Below are 16619 nucleotides of genomic sequence, written 5' to 3'. Positions count from 1 at the left end.
TGTATTTTCTACAGGTCCATTATTTTTCAAAACAATAGTTTACAAATTAGTTGAATCCAAATGCCTGCGAATGTTTTCCTTCAGCAGCTTCAGGTTTCGGGTGTTGGATTCGCTGCTGGTTTTTATTTCCAAAATCTTAGGCTTGAGGGATTTTTGATAAAACGATTCCAGGCAGTTTTGCAGCGAGGCCAGGTCTGCCACACACCAATAGTCAAAGCCCAATTCCGCCGCCAGGTGCTCGGCGGTCAGTTTTTGTCGGGTCTCGAAATATTCCTCCAACTCCGGTAGGAGCGCAGGTCCGTCTATCATCCGGAAAATGCCGCCGCCCTGGTTATTGAATAGGAGTACCCGAAGGTTGGCCAGTTGGTATTGGTGCCAGAATGCGTTGCGATCGTAAAAGAACGCCATGTCCCCGGTAATCAGGGAGACCGTTTCTTTGGTGGTAAAGGTGCATCCCACCGCCGTGCTGTTGGAGCCGTCAATACCGCTGGTTCCCCGGTTACTGATAATCTCAACATCCCGCAGTGGCCGCCCCAGAAAATTGACATTGCGCACGGCAAGGCTATTGGCCAGGTGGACTTTTCCATGCGCTGGAATTTTTGGTAAAATCTGCTGCAGTGCCTGAAGTTCTCCAAAAACTTTCGATTCTCCCAAAAACCGGTGCAGGTGGTTGCGAACCGCTTCGTTCGTTTGCATCCACCGCTTTTCAAACAGGGGATCCACCGGATTTGCTGCGGCTAAGAAGAAAGGAAGAAACGTTTCTGGCTGCAGCCGAATGATCTGGCTCAGATTTTTATACGGATCCGATACCGGCCCTTCGGGTTGGATGTGCCAATGTGCAGCCGGGTGCTTTCTCAAAAACTGTTTCAAAGCTTTGGATAGAATGGATTTCCCAAAACTGATGACCAGGTCGGGCGCCATTTCCTGCTGCCGGGCCGGGTCACCAATAAAAAAATCGTGGTAGGCAACCGATCCCTCCTGGCTCATGTTGCATATCGTGTCGGTTACCAGTATGGCTTTTTGCTCCCGTACAATGTCCGCCAATACCGCGTATATTTTGGGGTTTGGCCGCTGCTGACCGGGGATGAGCAGTATCCGCCGAAAGGAACTGAGTTGATTTCTCAGCTTGCGTTCGGCATCGGTTCCCAGGATTTGGCTTCCGGCTTGTACTTCCAATACCGGTTCGAGATCCGTGATTTCGAATGCATAGTTTTCGTTGGGTTCCGGATAAAAAGGCTCCCTTACCGGGATGTTGATGTGCACCGGACCCATGGGGAAGCATTTGGCCAGTGCCAGAGCTTCCTTCACCAGTCGCTTTGCATGCCAAAGCTTATCGGGCAGCCCGGCCTCATCGGGGAATGTAAAGCTTCCCTTTACATGTCTTCCGTAGAGATTGTCCTGGCGGATGGTTTGCCCGTCCCACTGATCGATCCATTCGGCCGGCCGGTCTGCGGTGAGAACCAATAAAGGGATTTGCTGATAAAACGCCTCTGCCAGGGCAGGGCCGTAGTTTAGTGCCGCCGATCCGCTGGTACACACCAGGATTACTGGCTTATTTAGTTGTTGAGCCATACCCAGGGCGATGAACGCCGCGGATCGCTCGTCTGGGATGGTCCGGCAGTGCACCAATGGATGGCGTATCAAGGCCAGAGAGATCGGCGCACATCGAGAGCCTGGCGATAAAATGGCCTGCGTGATGCCGCTTTTTGCACAGATTGAGGCCAAATGACTGAGTTGGGGTAGTATCAACGGGACGTTTTGGTTTGGATGAATTTTCCTAAAATTGAGCATTTTAATTCCGTCTCATCCCACTCTTGCCGGGCAACAGAGTCCTCCGTTATGCCGGCGCCGGCAAAAAGGAGTGCCTCGTTGTTTTCCAATCTGGCGCAGCGAAGATTGACAAAGAGATCGGTTTCCCCATCCAGATTGACCGGCCCGATGAATCCGGAGAAATACGCGCGGTCGAATCGCTCTTCGGTCAACAAAAAGTCCAGCGCTTTTTCCTTAGGCATCCCGCATACAGCAGAGGTAGGGTGCAGCAATTTCAACATAACGCTTCCCAACTGCGGGAAGTTGGTGGCCCGCATGTCTACCAAAAATTCGGATTTAAGATGGAGCAGGCTACCTGCAACGGACGTTTTGGGTCCGAGTTCCTGGTATTCGCGGAGGCGGATTTTTTTAAAGCAATTGACGATGTACCGGCTTACGAGTGCCTGTTCCTCGATTTCTTTTTGTGTCCAGGCGGCATTTTTTAGCGGATTATCTCCCCTTGCTTTCTGAGTTCCGGCCAATGCCATGGTGTAAAAACTGTCACCCTTTGTTCGGATCAATGTTTCCGGGCTGGCCCCGACCCAGCACCCACTGTCCTCGCTGAAATAGCAATTAACAAAGGCATTGGGATAGGCCTCACACAGTTCCAAAAAGACGCCGGCTAAATCAAAATCCTCCGGAAGTCGCTTTTTTTTTAGGCGAGCCGGAACCACTTTGTAAAATTCTCCCCGCTCAATGCAGGCAACTGCTTTTTTTACGGTCGCGATAAACTGCGATTTTTTGGAGGAAGGACTGTGATCTCGGGCTGGGAGTGAAGCAATTTTGTCACGGATAAATGTAGCCGGTGCTTGGAGCGTTTTTCCCTCAGCTTCCCATTCCCGAGCCTCCAAGGGGGCATTTTCTCCAAGCGTGAACCTTTCGTACTGTGAAGCTTTGATGTATACCGGTGGATTGGCTTCGGAAGGCTGAAAGGGATGCACCATGAATCCTTCCGGAAGCTCATCCAAATCCAGGTTAGGTGAGACCGTATTTTGGGAATCGTTGTCAGAGATCATTTCCACCACGCCTCGTTTGGGTTTTTTCCAAATGGCGAAAGAATGATTTTTCCTAAACGCCCTGGCGATGAAGGATTCCAGAAAAAGCTTCTGGGAAGTATCACGTGCTACGTTGATCGTTTCCATGCAAGTTACTTTCGTAGGATGGCCATGGTAATACGGCTGATGCAGGACAGGTTGCCCTCGGGATCGGTTATCCGTATTTCCCAAACCTGGGTGGTGCGGCCAAGGTGAATGGGAGTAGCTCTACCACATACTTTGCCTTCCCTGACGCCTCTTAGGTGGTTGGCGTTGATGTCAAGGCCTACCGGATAGGTGCCGTCATCCTCCAGACAGAGCAAGGCTGCCACCGAGCCCAGGCTTTCTGCCAATACCACGTTTGCCCCTCCATGTAACAGACCAAAGGGCTGTTTGGTTTTGGTAGTAACCGGCATTTCGGCCTCCAAATAGTCCTTTCCAAACCCGGTATACCGAATCCCCAGAAAGCCAGTCATGCTGTCCTTTCCCATTTGATTCAAAAAATCCAGATCGGGTTTTTTCTTAAATACCATGTTTTATGGGATAAAATTTTTTTCTTTGGATGGAAATCCAAAAATAGAGAATCTTGAGCAGTAAAAAAATATTTGTAGTAAGGCACGGTCAGACGGATTACAATCTCAAAGGGGTAGTACAGGGAAGTGGAATAAATGCTCCCATTAATGAAACAGGCAAAAAGCAAGCGGAAGCATTCTACCATAGATTCAAGCAGATACCTTTCGATCGGGTGTATTTTTCCTCCCTGATACGAACCAGACAATCCGTTGAGCGCTTCCTCACGCCGGATGTATACCACGAAGAGCTATCGGACCTTAACGAGATTTCCTGGGGGCATTACGAGGGACTACCGATGGACCACGACGAAAATCAATACTACCTCAACATGCTTGCAAAATGGTCGGAGGGGGAATTAACGCATAAAATAGTAGGAGGGGAGTCCCCCATGGAGGTGGCCGTCCGATTGAAACGAGCCATGCGGTACATTTTATCCAAAGGGGGCAATCAGCTGTTGATCTGCATGCATGGAAGAGCAATCCGGATTCTTATGACGGTGTTGCTTGGCTATGACTTGCGGTACATGGACGTCTTCCGGCACGAAAATCTGTGTTGCTACGAGCTGATTCAGGAGGAAGATGGCACCATTTTTCTGGAGGCTTACCATCCCTCTCCGTTGAAAAAAATCAAAGAGTTATAGGGTTAGTTTGATAGTAGCGACTTTCTTGCCGGAGGCTTGCTCCTCCGAATCGGAAAGAAGGGTTTGAAAGTTTTCCTGGCACTCGTTCATGTCAATGATGCGGAAAGCGATGGATTCCAAGGGAACCTCCTTATCTCCCGAAATCTGCACCAGCGAATTTCCCATTTCGCATACCGTCCAGTTCGAAAATGGAACCGTAACGATCAGGGCGTGTTCTGAATTACCCGTATAGGTTCGCGTTTTGAAGGTATCCATAAAACTCAATTCCATCTTTGCGGCACTGGATTGGTATTGCGCCAATTCCTGCCGATCAAACAATATCAAAAAGGTTTTTTGAGGACCTTCCTTCGCCAACGATACCTGAGCAAAGCAAACAAATGAAAGGAGAATGTAAATTACCTTTTTCATAGACCGGAAATATAAAAAATAAACGCATACGAATCAACAAAGTTTTTGGTGAATCCGGAAAAAAGAAAAAAGTGGGCGTTTTTCGGTACTGTAGGATCCGCCAGGCTATGCCTTGCTGCGTTTTCGTTTTGGCGTAGGTTCTTCGACGATTTCATCCTCCACGCCTGCAAGTATGCGTCCGCAGTGCTCGCACACGATGATTTTTTTACGCTCTCGTATTTCGGCTTGTCGCTGGGGAGGGACAATGTTAAAGCAGCCACCGCAGGCACCTCGTTTCACCAAAACCACCGCCAGACCGTTTTTTGCGTTGTTTCTGATTTTATCGTAGGATTTGATGAGACGGTCTTCTACTTTTTTTGCAGCTTTTTCCCGTTCGTTTTTTAATTTCTTTTCTTCCGATTCGCTCTCGGCCACAATGGTATCAAGTTCTCCTTTTTTCTGGTCCAGGTCGTTTTGCCGGTCTTTGAGGATTTCGTTGAGGTCGGCAATGTCCTGCTGCTTTCCTTCGATCCGTACCTGCGCTTCCGTTATTTTCTTCTTGGATACCTGAATTTCCAAATCCTGCAGTTCCAATTCTTTGGTGATCGCATCGTATTCACGGTTGTTCCGCACATTCATTTGCTGATCCTGGTATTTTTTGATCAACTTCTCGGATTCCTTTATGGCGTCTTTGTGGTTTTTGATTTCCGCCTCCATCGCCTCTATATCCGTGTTGAATTTGTTCAGTCGGGTTTCGTAGCCGATTATTTCGTCTTCCAGATCCTGAACTTCCTCAGGGAGCGCTCCCCTGACTTTAAAAATAGCATCTAGGCGGGAATCTATGTTTTGAAGATTAAGAATGGCTTCTAGCTTTTGTGCGACTGGACTTTCCATGTACTAAAGGTAACTTATTGGATTTGTAACGATATTTGTCAAATAGGTTGCAATATTACTAAATTTTTGCGACAATAAATCTTTTAAAAGTTCTTTTGTATAAATTTCACTTTCGTAGTGCCCGATATCCACAAGGGTGATTTGCCCATCCGCGTCGAAAAACTCATGGTATTTAATATCGGCAGTGATAAAGACATCGGCCTTCGCACGGATCGCTGCGCCAAGCAGAAAAACTCCTGCGCCTCCACACAGGGCAATCCGCTGCACTTTTTTGCCGGAAAGTGCGGTATGTTTGAGGATTTGTAGGTCCATCGATTGCTTCAGGTGTAGTAAAAAATCCCGACCGTCCATGGGGTCTGGGAGGAGTCCGATCATGCCAGACCCTACTTCCTGGTGTTCGTTTTCCAGGGGCTGAAGGTAATACGCAACCTCTTCGTAAGGGTGGGCGGTTTTCAGCGTTTGTACCAGGCGGGAGCGCAGGTGATCCGGAAACATCAATTCTACCCGTACCTCTTGCACCCGACTTTCAGTACCCGCCGATCCCAGGTAGGGATTGGCCCCTTGCAAGGGTAAAAAGGTACCGGTTCCCGGGACCTGAAAACTGCAACGAGCGTATTGACCAATGGTGCCGCCTCCTGCCCGATACAGGGCCTGGAGTACTTCTTCGGAATGCTCCGCAGGAACGAAAGTCGTTAGTTTGGTTAACAGGCCTTTCTTCGGTGCCAGAATTCGAGGCTGTTGCAGGCCGATCTTCTGGCTGATTTTCTGATTGACCCCTTGGGTAACGGCATCCAGATTGGTGTGTATGGCATAGATGGCGATATCGTTTTTTATTGCCCGAATGACCGTTCGTTCCACGTAGGTTTTGCCGGTCAGGCTTTTTAGACCTTTGAATAGGATGGGATGGTGTGCGACAATCAGGTTGCAACCCTGTTCTTTCGCCTCTTCCACCACCGCTTCGGTTGCGTCCAGGGCGCACAGTATCCCGGTGACTTCTGCTCGGGGGTTGCCTGTGATCAGTCCGGAGTTGTCGTAATTCTCCTGGTAGGCAGGGGGCGCAACGGATTCCAAATGGGAAATGACATCCTTAATCAAATAAACCATATATTTGCGTTTGTTTTCTAATCAAAATTACAAAAAAATAAACAATGCGCCTTTCTGAATTATTGCTGTTTCCCTTTGCCTGTATGTATGGGGCAGCTACGGCATTCAGAAACAGGATGTTTGATTTGGGAATGAAGAAAAGTCAGGCATTCGATGTTCCCACCCTGGTCGTAGGAAATCTGGCAGTGGGCGGTACCGGAAAAACGCCCTTTATTGAATACCTGTTGCGCCATCTCGCTTCTGACTACCGCCTGGCGGTTTTGAGTAGAGGGTATGGTCGAAAAACGCGTGGGTTTTTATTGGCCGACGACACCAGCGGACCCGCTGAAATAGGGGACGAGTCGTTTCAGATCTACCAAAAATTTAAGGAGAAGGTGAGCGTAGCCGTAGGTGAGGAGCGTGTTCTGGCCGTTCCCATGCTACTTGCTTCCTGCGGACCTATCGATGCCATTTTGTTGGACGATGCCTACCAGCACCGGTACCTGGAGCCCGATCTTCGGGTCTTGCTCACCACCCATTCCCGTCCTTTTTTCTCCGATAAATTACTCCCTCAGGGAAGACTCCGGGAAAGCCGAAAAAATGCAGCCCGGGCAGACATTGTGGTGGTCACCAAATGTACGCTGCCCCTGCCGGCGGAGGAGGAAAAACGGTACCGCCAAAGCATTCAACGTTATGTTCGGGAAGGGGTGCCGATTTATTTTTCAGGACTGTCCTATGGAAAGCCTTATGGCCTTCGGCACGAAAAGGAAACGCTACCCCGGTATTTGATCCTGGTTACCGGTATCGTAGACCATGTACCTTTATTGGATGAACTTTCAAAAAATCATACCGTATTGGAAGTGATGGCCTTTTCAGATCACCACCGATACAGTATGAACGACCTGCGGGCAATCAAGCAGACCTGCGCGAAGCATCAAAAGTACGAGCCGGCCCTTTTGACCACAGAAAAAGATGCTGTAAAATTGAAGGACGAAGCGTTGCTGTCCGTGTTGGCGGACCTACCCGTTTTTGTTCTGCCTGTAGCGGTTACGATGGCTTCCGGGGACAGTCAACAGCTCCTCCAACAGGTAAAGCGAATGATCACCGACAAACGATATACTAGTGAAGCATAAGCAGGGGATTTTTTTGGCGGTATTCTTTTTCACGGTGCTGTGGGGCATCCTTTCCGCAGCGGCACAGCAGAACCGTACGCCGGAAGAATCCAATACCCCCAATCGCGGACTGCTCGATGATTCCACAAAAATGGTGTACGGCCCCAATACCTCGCAGTATTTTTACGAAAAATACGTTCGTAACAATCGCTTTAAAAAGGTAGCGCTCGATACCTCCCTGACGGGTTTTCACAACTACGAGCCGGTGGCCGATACCTGGTATACCTATCAGGATCTCGGAAATTTGGGTACTGCTGCCCGCCCGATTTTTTACGAGGTGCCCCTGCAAATCGGACGTACCTCCGGGTTTCATGCCTACGACCTGTATTACCATTCCCCGGATAGCATTCGGTACTTCGATACCAAATCTCCGCATACACACATTGCGGCATTTTTTGGTGGCGGCAATCGCAACAAACTGGACGTGGAATTTGTACGAAATATTCAACCCAACTGGAACGTTGGCTTTGCCTACCGTACCATTCGGGCCCGAAAGACCCTGAATCCTACGCGTAGGGATGATAATAATGTGGTGAACGATTCCTACGAATTTCACACCAATTATGTGTCTCCAAATGGGAAATACCGGCTGCTGGCGAGTTTTTCACGGATGAAACACAATGTCAACGAACAGGGCGGTATCATCCCCCCCGATGTGGATACTACCTCCCTGTATTTCACCTACGAAGATTCCAAAGTCTGGCTGCGAAACTCAAGAGCCAGAGATTTACGGCAGGGGTACCACCTGTACCAACAATTTGAAATTGTCAAAGGCTGGCAAGTGTATCAGGTTTTCGACAAAAAGAAGCAGGAAGTCACCTTCTTTTCGAACCTTCGGACTACCGACGCAGATTTTTTCAACGAAAACCGGTTTAATTCCTCGGATAGCAGCCTGGTGCACAGCAAACCGGATACCACCAATAATCACAACCATTATTCGGAATGGAAAAACGAATTTGGCTTTAAAGGCGACCTGGGGCCGGTGTACTACAATGCCTACATTAAACTCCGCACCGGACGCATGGCCAGCCGTTTTTTCTCTGAAAACAATTCGTTTACCGAGCTGTTTTTAGGGGGTGCGCTTCGGGGAGAAATCAATGAAAACTGGATCTTTGAGGCGGAAGGAGAATACCTGATTCCTGATGGTTACCGGATATCCGGGTTGTTTATCTCGCCTTACCTGGATGTGCGGTATACCAAGGCGTTGTACAAACCCACACTCGCTCAGGAGCGGTATGCCGGAAACCATTACCGCTGGATCAATGATTTTTCCAATATAGGGGTGGACCAGATCAGGGGAACAATCAAAGTAGACCTGGGTAGGAGTGTTCTTCGCCCCAACCTAACCGTGAACAGAATCAACAATTACGTATTCTACAACGAGGAGCAGGTGCCCGAGCAAGCGGGTTCGGAAGCCTTTATGGTTATTCCTGGATTTTCGGGAGACCTGGTGCTGTCGGGGAAATTTCATTGGGAGTCGGACGTCCGCTACACACTGGTTACCGGAGGGGCTGCGGATGCATTTAGGATTCCGGAATGGTTTATCAATTCGCGGATATATTTTGACGGTCCGCTATTTGATGAAAATGTCTACGTACAAATAGGATTGGAAGGAAGGTACCGTTCGGGCAATTATGCACCTGCATACATGCCTGCTACCCAACAATTTCACCTTCAAAACGAATTTAACGTGTACGCCTACCCGGTTGCCGATGCCTTCTTGAATTTCCGGATTAACCGGACCCGTGTACTCTTTCGTTACAACCACCTCAATGCCGGATTTATGGAAAATGACGGCTACTTCATCACCCCGGGCTATACCGGGTTGAAAAACATGTTGGATTTGGGAATTAGCTGGTATTTCTTTGATTGACAATGGCCATGGATTGGAAAGAATCGACAAAAAACAAAATGTTGCGCTTGCAACTGCCTACCGATCCCCGTTGGGTGGATGTGGCGAAAATGAGCCTGGAAGCCATTTTGGTGGACCATGCCTATTGCGAACAAAAGGCAGCTTCTTCCTGCATTTCGCTGATCGTTAAGTTTCCCGAGTTTCGAAGCCATGGTAGAGCGACTCAGTCCGGTTGTGGCCGAAGAATGGGGGCATTTTGAAGCAGTGATGCAGCAAATACGAAAACGTGGGTACCGTTTTGGGCACCCGCGAAAGGATGCTTACGTGGTGCAATTGCAGTCCTTTGTACGAAAGGGAGGAAGCCGTACCGATCAACTCACGGAACACTTGCTGATGAATGCGCTGATCGAGGCCCGTTCCTGTGAGCGGTTTAAATTGCTTTCAAATAACCTGCCCGATGAAGAGTTGAAAGAATTCTACCACGAACTGATGGTATCCGAGGCCGGGCATTACGTGAATTTCATCCAGTTGGCAAAAAAATACCAGGATCCGGAAAAGGTAGAAAAGCGCTGGAAGGAATGGCTGGATTTTGAGAAAGAAGTCATGAAGCACCTGGAAATCAGAGGAGACCGAATCCACTGAGGGATCGCGCAGGTGTTAAAATTCTTAAAAGGCTTTGCCTCCCCGTATTTTATGTGTAATATTATTGAAATAGTTTGTCCGGAAAACACGTTCCGGACCTTTTTATACGAGACATGAATTTGATCGAAAACATTCGCGAGGCCTTTCGTTCCGTGAAAACCAATCTTTTGCGCACAGTATTGACGGCGATGATTATCGCCATCGGTATTACCTCTCTGGTAGGGATGCTGACGGCCATTGACGCGATGAAGGCACAGATTGAGGAGAGCTTGTCCGGCTTTGGAGCAAACAATTTCGATGTGAGGAGCCGCGGTTTTTCCGGAGGTAGGGCCACTACAGCCGGGGTTACGCAAAAAAATTACTCACCCATTTCTTTTCGAGAGGCCCAAGCCTTCAAAGAGAAATACAATCAGCGGGGGATATCCACCATTACAACCCGGGTCACCGGTTCTGCCGAGGTTTCCAAAGGTTCCAAAAAAACCAATCCCAACAGCCGGATTATTGGCGGAGACGAGAATTATTTTCTAATCAACGGTATAGCCATAGAGGAAGGCAGAAGTTTTAGCAACGTGGAGATTCAGTATGGAACCAATGTTTGTGTCATCGGAACGGAGATCCAAAGTACCCTATTTGCGGACGGTGAAAACCCCGTCAATCAATACCTGACGTTTTTTGGCCAGCGCTACACCATCGTCGGTGTCATGGAACGGCAGGGGGGAGTTGGGGGAGATACCGGGCCGGACAGGGCCATCATCGTCCCCATTCTCAATGCGCGAAATCTGGATCAGCGAGGCACGTTCCGGTACACCATTACTGTAGCCGGTCAGGATCCGCTCAAATTGGATTACGATATGGGGCAGGCGACGGGTATCATGCGGTCCATTCGGGAGGACCGAATTGGGGCGGAAGATTCCTTCGAAGTGGTTAAATCACAAACCATCGGCGAACGGCTGGAAGAAATCGCCGGATTTCTGCGGATTGGAGGTTTTGGAATTGGGTTTATTACACTTCTTGGAGCCGCCATTGGTCTGATGAATATCATGTTGGTTTCGGTAACGGAGCGGACCCGTGAAATTGGTATCCGAAAGGCCATGGGAGCAACTCCCAAATGGATCCGGCAGCAATTCTTGATTGAAGCCATTGTTATATGTGTGATGGGAGGGCTTTTGGGAGTAATGATGGGTATTGGCATTGGAAACCTGGTAGGAAATACCGTTGGGCCCGGTGGGTTCCTGGTTCCCTGGGTATGGATCATTTTCGCCTTTGTTGTGTGCGTGGTCGTTGGACTGGTTTCCGGTCTTTTGCCCGCCTATAAAGCAAGCCGGCTGGATCCTATCGAGTCCTTGCGATACGAATAAAGACGACAACTGATGACGAAGAATACATACGATGCCATCGTTATTGGCTCCGGCATAAGTGGCGGCTGGGCAGCAAAAGAGCTTTGCGAGAAAGGGTTGAAAACGCTCGTTTTGGAAAGAGGGAGGCAGGTCAACCACCGGGAAGACTACCCCACCATGCATACGCCTCCCTGGGAGTTTCCCCTGCGCGGCCAATTGCCCCTGGAAGTCCGGAAAGAAAACCCCGTCGTTTCCCGATGCTATGCGTTCAAGGACGATGCGGATCATTTTTTTGTAAAAGACAAGGAGCATCCCTACATTCAGGAAAAACCTTTCGACTGGATTCGCGGGTACCAGGTAGGAGGGAAGTCCCTGCTTTGGGCCCGACAAGTACAGCGGTGGAGCTCTTTTGATTTTGAAGGCCCGGGAAGGGACGGTTTTGCAGTGGATTGGCCGATTCGCTACGAAGACATCGCTCCCTGGTACAGCTATGTGGAGCGGTTTATCGGTGTCAGCGGCAACAAGGATGGATTGGACACGCTACCGGACGGGGAGTTTTTACCCCCCTGGGAAATGAACAAGGTGGAAAAGCTTGTTCAGGAACGTATTCTCCAAGCCTATCCGGATCGGAAATTTGTGATCGGGCGCTGTGCCCATCTGACCCAGCCGCAGCCTCATCATATCGCGCAAGGCAGGGGGCAATGCATGGCCAGAAGCCTGTGCCAACGGGGTTGTCCCTTTGGTGCCTATTTCAGTTCCAACGCATCCACCCTTCCGGCTGCCGTTGCAACGGGTAATCTGACCCTACGGCCGCATTCCGTGGTCCATTCCCTGATCTTTGACGATGCCAAAGACAAAGTCACGGGCGTTCGCATCGTAGATGCGCTGTCCAAAGAAACCACGGAGTATTTCGCTAAAATCGTTTTTGTGAACGCATCTGCGCTGAATTCGAACCTGATTTTGCTGAACTCCAAATCGAACCGTTTCCCCAATGGCCTGGGCAACGACAACGGTCTGCTGGGAACGCATATTGCCTTTCACAATTACCGGGGTTCCATTTCGGCCCGGATGGAAGGGCACCTGGATTCCTACTATTACGGAAGAAGGCCTACTGCCGTCATGTTGCCGAATTTCAGGAATGTGAAGAAACAGGAAATGGATTTCCTGCGGGGCTATATGAGTTTTTATTCTGCGGGAAGAAGCGGTTGGGGAGGAGCCCGTTCGGAAGATTTCGGTGCGGATTTTAAAGCCGCAAACGCAGAAGCCGGACCCTGGGGCGTTTACATGATGATGCAGGGAGAGACCATTCCGAAACGTACCAACCGGGTCTACCTGGACGACACCCTTACCGACGAGTGGGGAGTGCCGCAACTGCGGGTGGATGTGGGCTACGACGAAAACGACGAGAAATCCCTGCGGGATTTTTTGGATCAGGGCGCCGAAATGCTGGAAAAGGCCGGCTGTACGGAAATTCGCCAAAACGATAGCCGGCAAGCGCCGGGACTGGATATTCACGAAATGGGTGGGGTACGCATGGGAAGAGACCCCCAAACTTCCCTGTTGGGAAAATTTCATCAGATGCATGCCTGCCCGAACGTCTACGTCACCGATGGTGCTTGCATGACTTCCACCGGCACCCAAAACCCCAGCCTCACCTACATGGCCTTTACCGCCCGGGCGGTGGACCATGCGGTAAGCGCATTAAAAAGGGGTGATTTAACCTGACACCTTTCACAGGCATGCATTTTGTTTGGCTTCGAGCCGCATCGATCGAATTTTTTTTACCCAAATTTTACAAATTTCAGCAATAATGAACAGTTTATACCCTGATTTTGCTGAAACTTTCAGTAAAATCACCAACACTTTGTGTATTTTCTTTAAAAAGAGTCGTTTTTTTATAAAAAAAAACGAAGGATTATTTTTTTAAGAGTTTAGGAATTCCCTACCTTTATCCCAACTAAATTCATTGGCAGTTTTTTGAGTTCCAATTTCGTGAACCATATTTTCAGGTATAAAAACGTTGATTCAATACGTAAGTCCCACATGTTTATCTAGTTATGTTTTGCCAACGGATCTCCAGCGGAAGGTCCGGTAAAGCGATTTTAACCATCTATTTCTAACATTATTAATCAGTTATGAGAAAAATTTTATCAATCTCGTACGGGTTGGCTTTACTGCTTCTTTTGAGCATGGAGGGTCAGGCCCAAACACGCACCTTGACAGGTACGGTCGTGTCCGAGGCCGATGGCATGCCGATTCCCGGCGTATCGGTTCTGGACAAGACCAATCAAACCGGAACCGCCACGGATATGGACGGAAACTATTCCATCGGCGTGACCGACAACACGGTTTTGGTTTTTTCATTCATTGGCTTTGCCAGCCAGGAATACACGGTTGGCAACCGTTCGCGCCTGGACGTAGAACTCAGCGAAGACGCCAGCGAATTGAACGAAGTGGTCGTAACTGCCCTGGGTTTGACCAAGGAAAAACGAAAGTTGGGATACGCAGTCTCTACGATCAATAGTGACGTCATGGACAAGGCCCGCGAGCCAAATGTGGCCAACTCACTGATCGGTCAGGTAGCCGGTTTGGTAGTGAAAGGAACCAACGGTGGGCCACAGGGATCCTCCAATATTGTGCTTCGGGGTCTTCCGAGTATCTCCGGAACCGGATCTCCGCTATTCGTTATCAACGGGGTGCCCATGGACAATACCCAGCGGGGTGCAGCCGGACAATGGGGCGGATCGGATAATGGCGACGGTATCGGTAACCTGAGCCCGGATGACATCGAATCCATGACCGTCCTGAAAGGACAGGCGGCTTCCGCACTGTATGGTGCCAGAGCTTCCAATGGTGTCATTCTGGTAACCACCAAGAGCGCAAAAAAGGGACAGGATTGGTCACTTTCCTACAACCTGAATGTGATGACCGATCAGGCGATGGATTTCACCAACTTTCAGAACGAATACGGTCAGGGTAGAGGCGGACGCAGGCCGCAATCTGCCACGGATGCACGCACTACTGGCAGGTTTGCCTGGGGGGAACCCATGGGTGGATCGGCGATCGGGTACGACGGCAACCAGTATCCCTACGAGCCTTCTGACGAAACCTACCTGGATTTTTACGATATCGGTACCAATGTGACCAATACCGTAGCCGTGTCCAAAGGGCTGGGCGAAGACGGTTCCTTCCGACTATCCATCGCCAACCTGAACTCCAATTCCATTGTTCCGAATAGTGGCAACGATCGATTGACCCTCAATTTGAATGTGGATCAGAACATTACGGATAAGCTGAACGTGACCGCGATGATCAATTACATTGATCAGAAAAGTACGAACATTCCAAACTTGAGTGACGGTCCGAAAAATCCGAATAACTTTCTGTTCTTAGCTCCTAATATCGCACCCAGCATTTTTGCGCCGGGCTACGACGAAGAAGGAAGAGAGATCGTATTCAGTGACGATATCTTTGTCACGAACCCCTATTTCATCGCCAATAAGGGAATCAATGATCGGGGTAGAAAGCGTACCATATCCGCATTGTCTGCGAAATACAGCTTTGCACCAAAAATCTATGCGATGCTTCGCGTAGGTAATGACGTGTCAAACGATGACTTCTTTTCGGTAGACCCAACCGGACTTGCCTACTCCTCTGACTTAAAGGGAAACCTGAATGGCAGGGGCTTGTCTACACGGTCCGAATTAAACGTAGATGCCCTGTTTGGCGCAGATGTAATGCTTACCAGTGACATTTCGCTGGATGCCCTTGCCGGAGGGACATTCCGGAACAACCGATTCGAGCAAGTAGGCGTGGGCGGAACCCGCTTTGTCATTCCAGAACTGTATTCTCCATTCAATGTGGAGGTATTCAACCGCTCCTATGGATTCAACGAACGGGAAGTAGTGTCCGGATTCTACTCCATGGGCTTCGGCTACAAGGATTACCTTACATTGACCACCACCGGTCGATACGATGTGTACAGTACCTTGCCTACGGATAATAACAGTATTTTCTCGCCATCGGTCACCGGTGCGTTCCTGTTTGACCAGTTTCTGAATATTCCCGCATTGGATTTCGGAAAGCTCCGGGCTTCCTATGCGGTGACGAGTGGCGAGCCTTTTGCCGCCTATCAGACGCAGTTTTATTACAACTCGGCCAATTCCTTCAATGGCGTTGCCGCAGGATCTTCTCCGCTGGGTTTGCCGAACCTGTTCTTGAAACCATTTACCACGGATGAAATCGAATTTGGGTTTGACTTGAGTTTCTACAACAGTCGTTTGACCTTTGATGTGGCGTATTTCTCGAAAACTACCAATAATGAAATCATGAATGCCAGCTACAGCATCGCCTCTGGCTTCAGCAGCGCGGTAGTGGCTACCGGTTCTACCAATAACAAAGGACTGGAAGTGATGATCACTGGGGTTCCCATTCAGACCAGCGATTTCACCTGGAGGACTTCGTTGAATTTCACCAATGTGAGAAACGAAGTACTGAGTACAAATCTGGACAACAACCCGATCAACCTCGGGCAGAACCGGGCTACCCTGGGAAATGCCGTAACGGCCTACGTTCCCGGTCTTCCCGGTCCGCAGATACGGGCCTACGATTACCAGTACGATGCCAACGGCGATATCGTGGTAAACGATGCCGGCCTGCCGGTAAGAGGAGAGCTTAAAAACTGGGGTTCGGTACTCCCCACCCATTATGGGGGATGGAATAACGAATTCAATTACAAAGGAATTGGTTTTTCGTTTTTGGTTGACTACAGCTTTGGAAACAAGGTCCTGTCCGCAACGGAGTTTTATTCACACTTCCGGGGATTGCATCAAAATACCCTGGTGGGTAGAGAAGAAGGCATAACCACGAACGAAATTACCGCTCCCGCAGAAAACTACTACCAGGCCCTCGTACAAAACGTGACGCGTACCAGTGTGGTGGACGGCGATTTTATTAAACTACGGCAGTTGACCCTGGGCTATACCTTCCCACAGAATTGGTTCAATTCCGTGCCGGTATTTAAAGGATTGACCGCCTCGATTGTCGGAAGAAATCTGGCCATCCTGATGAGAAAGACCGATAACATCGACCCCGAGGCGACATTTGGATCCAACATCAATTACCTCGGTATTGAAGGTACCAGTTTACCTCCTACCCGCTCCATTGGATTCAACTTAAATTTCAAATTGCACTAAT

General features: G+C 49.3%; 12 protein-coding genes and 1 pseudogene. 7 read left to right on the top strand and 6 right to left on the bottom strand.

Going from position 1 to position 16619, the window contains the following annotated elements:
• Positions 1-39 precede the first annotated feature (39 nt).
• The 3 genes from menD to ABWH99_RS17430 are packed head-to-tail and all read right to left on the bottom strand — an operon-like array spanning position 40 to position 3376.
• Entirely contained in the window at positions 40-1749 is a 1710-nt protein-coding gene (gene menD, locus ABWH99_RS17440) for a 2-succinyl-5-enolpyruvyl-6-hydroxy-3-cyclohexene-1-carboxylic-acid synthase (RefSeq protein WP_375583105.1), read from the bottom strand.
• On the bottom strand, positions 1746-2951 hold the full coding sequence (locus tag ABWH99_RS17435) for a chorismate-binding protein (protein ID WP_375583104.1): 1206 nt from the start codon (positions 2949-2951) through the stop codon (positions 1746-1748). The genes menD and ABWH99_RS17435 overlap by 4 nt, the downstream gene beginning before the upstream one ends.
• A 5-nt stretch (positions 2952-2956) precedes the next feature.
• A complete protein-coding gene (locus tag ABWH99_RS17430) occupies positions 2957-3376 on the bottom strand; it encodes a hotdog fold thioesterase (protein ID WP_375583103.1) in 420 nt (139 codons plus the stop codon).
• A gap of 53 nt (positions 3377-3429) precedes the next feature.
• Between ABWH99_RS17430 and ABWH99_RS17425 the strand changes: the two genes are divergently transcribed.
• Positions 3430-4056: a histidine phosphatase family protein gene (locus ABWH99_RS17425; protein ID WP_375583102.1), complete on the top strand. Its 627-nt coding sequence runs from the start codon at positions 3430-3432 to the stop codon at positions 4054-4056.
• Here the strand turns inward: ABWH99_RS17425 and ABWH99_RS17420 are convergent.
• The 3 genes from ABWH99_RS17420 to ABWH99_RS17410 all read right to left on the bottom strand — a co-directional run bounded on the left by ABWH99_RS17420 (position 4051) and on the right by ABWH99_RS17410 (position 6441).
• Positions 4051-4464, bottom strand: coding sequence for a hypothetical protein (locus tag ABWH99_RS17420; protein WP_375583101.1), 414 nt, complete (start codon positions 4462-4464; stop codon positions 4051-4053). The genes ABWH99_RS17425 and ABWH99_RS17420 overlap by 6 nt on opposite strands.
• 105 nt (positions 4465-4569) lie before the next feature.
• Entirely contained in the window at positions 4570-5337 is a 768-nt protein-coding gene (locus ABWH99_RS17415; RefSeq protein WP_375583100.1) for a zinc ribbon domain-containing protein, read from the bottom strand.
• Positions 5338-5340: 3 nt separating this feature from the next.
• On the bottom strand, positions 5341-6441 hold the full coding sequence (locus ABWH99_RS17410; protein WP_375583099.1) for a Nif3-like dinuclear metal center hexameric protein: 1101 nt from the start codon (positions 6439-6441) through the stop codon (positions 5341-5343).
• 44 nt (positions 6442-6485) lie between these two features.
• Between ABWH99_RS17410 and lpxK the strand changes: the two genes are divergently transcribed.
• From lpxK to ABWH99_RS17380, 6 genes and pseudogenes are all read left to right on the top strand, one after another.
• Positions 6486-7553, top strand: a complete 1068-nt coding sequence (gene lpxK, locus ABWH99_RS17405; RefSeq protein WP_375583098.1) for a tetraacyldisaccharide 4'-kinase — start codon at positions 6486-6488, stop codon at positions 7551-7553.
• Positions 7543-9465 (top strand): putative porin, encoded by a 1923-nt coding sequence (locus ABWH99_RS17400; RefSeq protein ID WP_375583097.1) that lies wholly within the window; start codon positions 7543-7545, stop codon positions 9463-9465. The genes lpxK and ABWH99_RS17400 overlap by 11 nt, the downstream gene beginning before the upstream one ends.
• A gap of 8 nt (positions 9466-9473) precedes the next feature.
• A pseudogene (locus ABWH99_RS17395) lies at positions 9474-10086 on the top strand (tRNA-(ms[2]io[6]A)-hydroxylase).
• Between the two features lie 113 nt (positions 10087-10199).
• Positions 10200-11444 carry an ABC transporter permease gene (locus ABWH99_RS17390; protein ID WP_375583096.1) on the top strand — a complete coding sequence of 415 codons (1245 nt, stop codon included), beginning with the start codon at positions 10200-10202 and terminating at the stop codon, positions 11442-11444.
• Positions 11445-11456: 12 nt separating this feature from the next.
• Positions 11457-13148: a GMC oxidoreductase gene (locus ABWH99_RS17385; RefSeq protein ID WP_375583095.1), complete on the top strand. Its 1692-nt coding sequence runs from the start codon at positions 11457-11459 to the stop codon at positions 13146-13148.
• A gap of 410 nt (positions 13149-13558) precedes the next feature.
• Positions 13559-16618, top strand: coding sequence for a SusC/RagA family TonB-linked outer membrane protein (locus ABWH99_RS17380; protein WP_375583094.1), 3060 nt, complete (start codon positions 13559-13561; stop codon positions 16616-16618).
• The last annotated feature ends 1 nt before the right edge of the window (position 16619 follow it).

The sequence above is a fragment of the Cyclobacterium xiamenense genome, assembly GCF_042140265.1.
Taxonomy (GTDB): domain Bacteria; phylum Bacteroidota; class Bacteroidia; order Cytophagales; family Cyclobacteriaceae; genus Cyclobacterium; species Cyclobacterium xiamenense_A.
Note: the sequence above shows the minus strand (reverse complement) of the source record. Positions and strands in the feature narration are given on the sequence as shown.

Excerpts from the sequence above, each read along its gene's own strand:
- ABWH99_RS17415 (WP_375583100.1), bottom strand. The coding sequence starts at position 5,337 with ATGGAAAGTCCAGTCGCACAAAAGCTAGAAGCCATTCTTAATCTTCAA.
- ABWH99_RS17410 (WP_375583099.1), bottom strand. The coding sequence starts at position 6,441 with ATGGTTTATTTGATTAAGGATGTCATTTCCCATTTGGAATCCGTTGCG.
- ABWH99_RS17435 (WP_375583104.1), bottom strand. The coding sequence starts at position 2,951 with ATGGAAACGATCAACGTAGCACGTGATACTTCCCAGAAGCTTTTTCTG.
- ABWH99_RS17420 (WP_375583101.1), bottom strand. The coding sequence starts at position 4,464 with ATGAAAAAGGTAATTTACATTCTCCTTTCATTTGTTTGCTTTGCTCAG.
- ABWH99_RS17390 (WP_375583096.1), top strand. The coding sequence starts at position 10,200 with ATGAATTTGATCGAAAACATTCGCGAGGCCTTTCGTTCCGTGAAAACC.
- ABWH99_RS17385 (WP_375583095.1), top strand. The coding sequence starts at position 11,457 with ATGACGAAGAATACATACGATGCCATCGTTATTGGCTCCGGCATAAGT.
- ABWH99_RS17380 (WP_375583094.1), top strand. The coding sequence starts at position 13,559 with ATGAGAAAAATTTTATCAATCTCGTACGGGTTGGCTTTACTGCTTCTT.
- lpxK (WP_375583098.1), top strand. The coding sequence starts at position 6,486 with ATGCGCCTTTCTGAATTATTGCTGTTTCCCTTTGCCTGTATGTATGGG.
- ABWH99_RS17430 (WP_375583103.1), bottom strand. The coding sequence starts at position 3,376 with ATGGTATTTAAGAAAAAACCCGATCTGGATTTTTTGAATCAAATGGGA.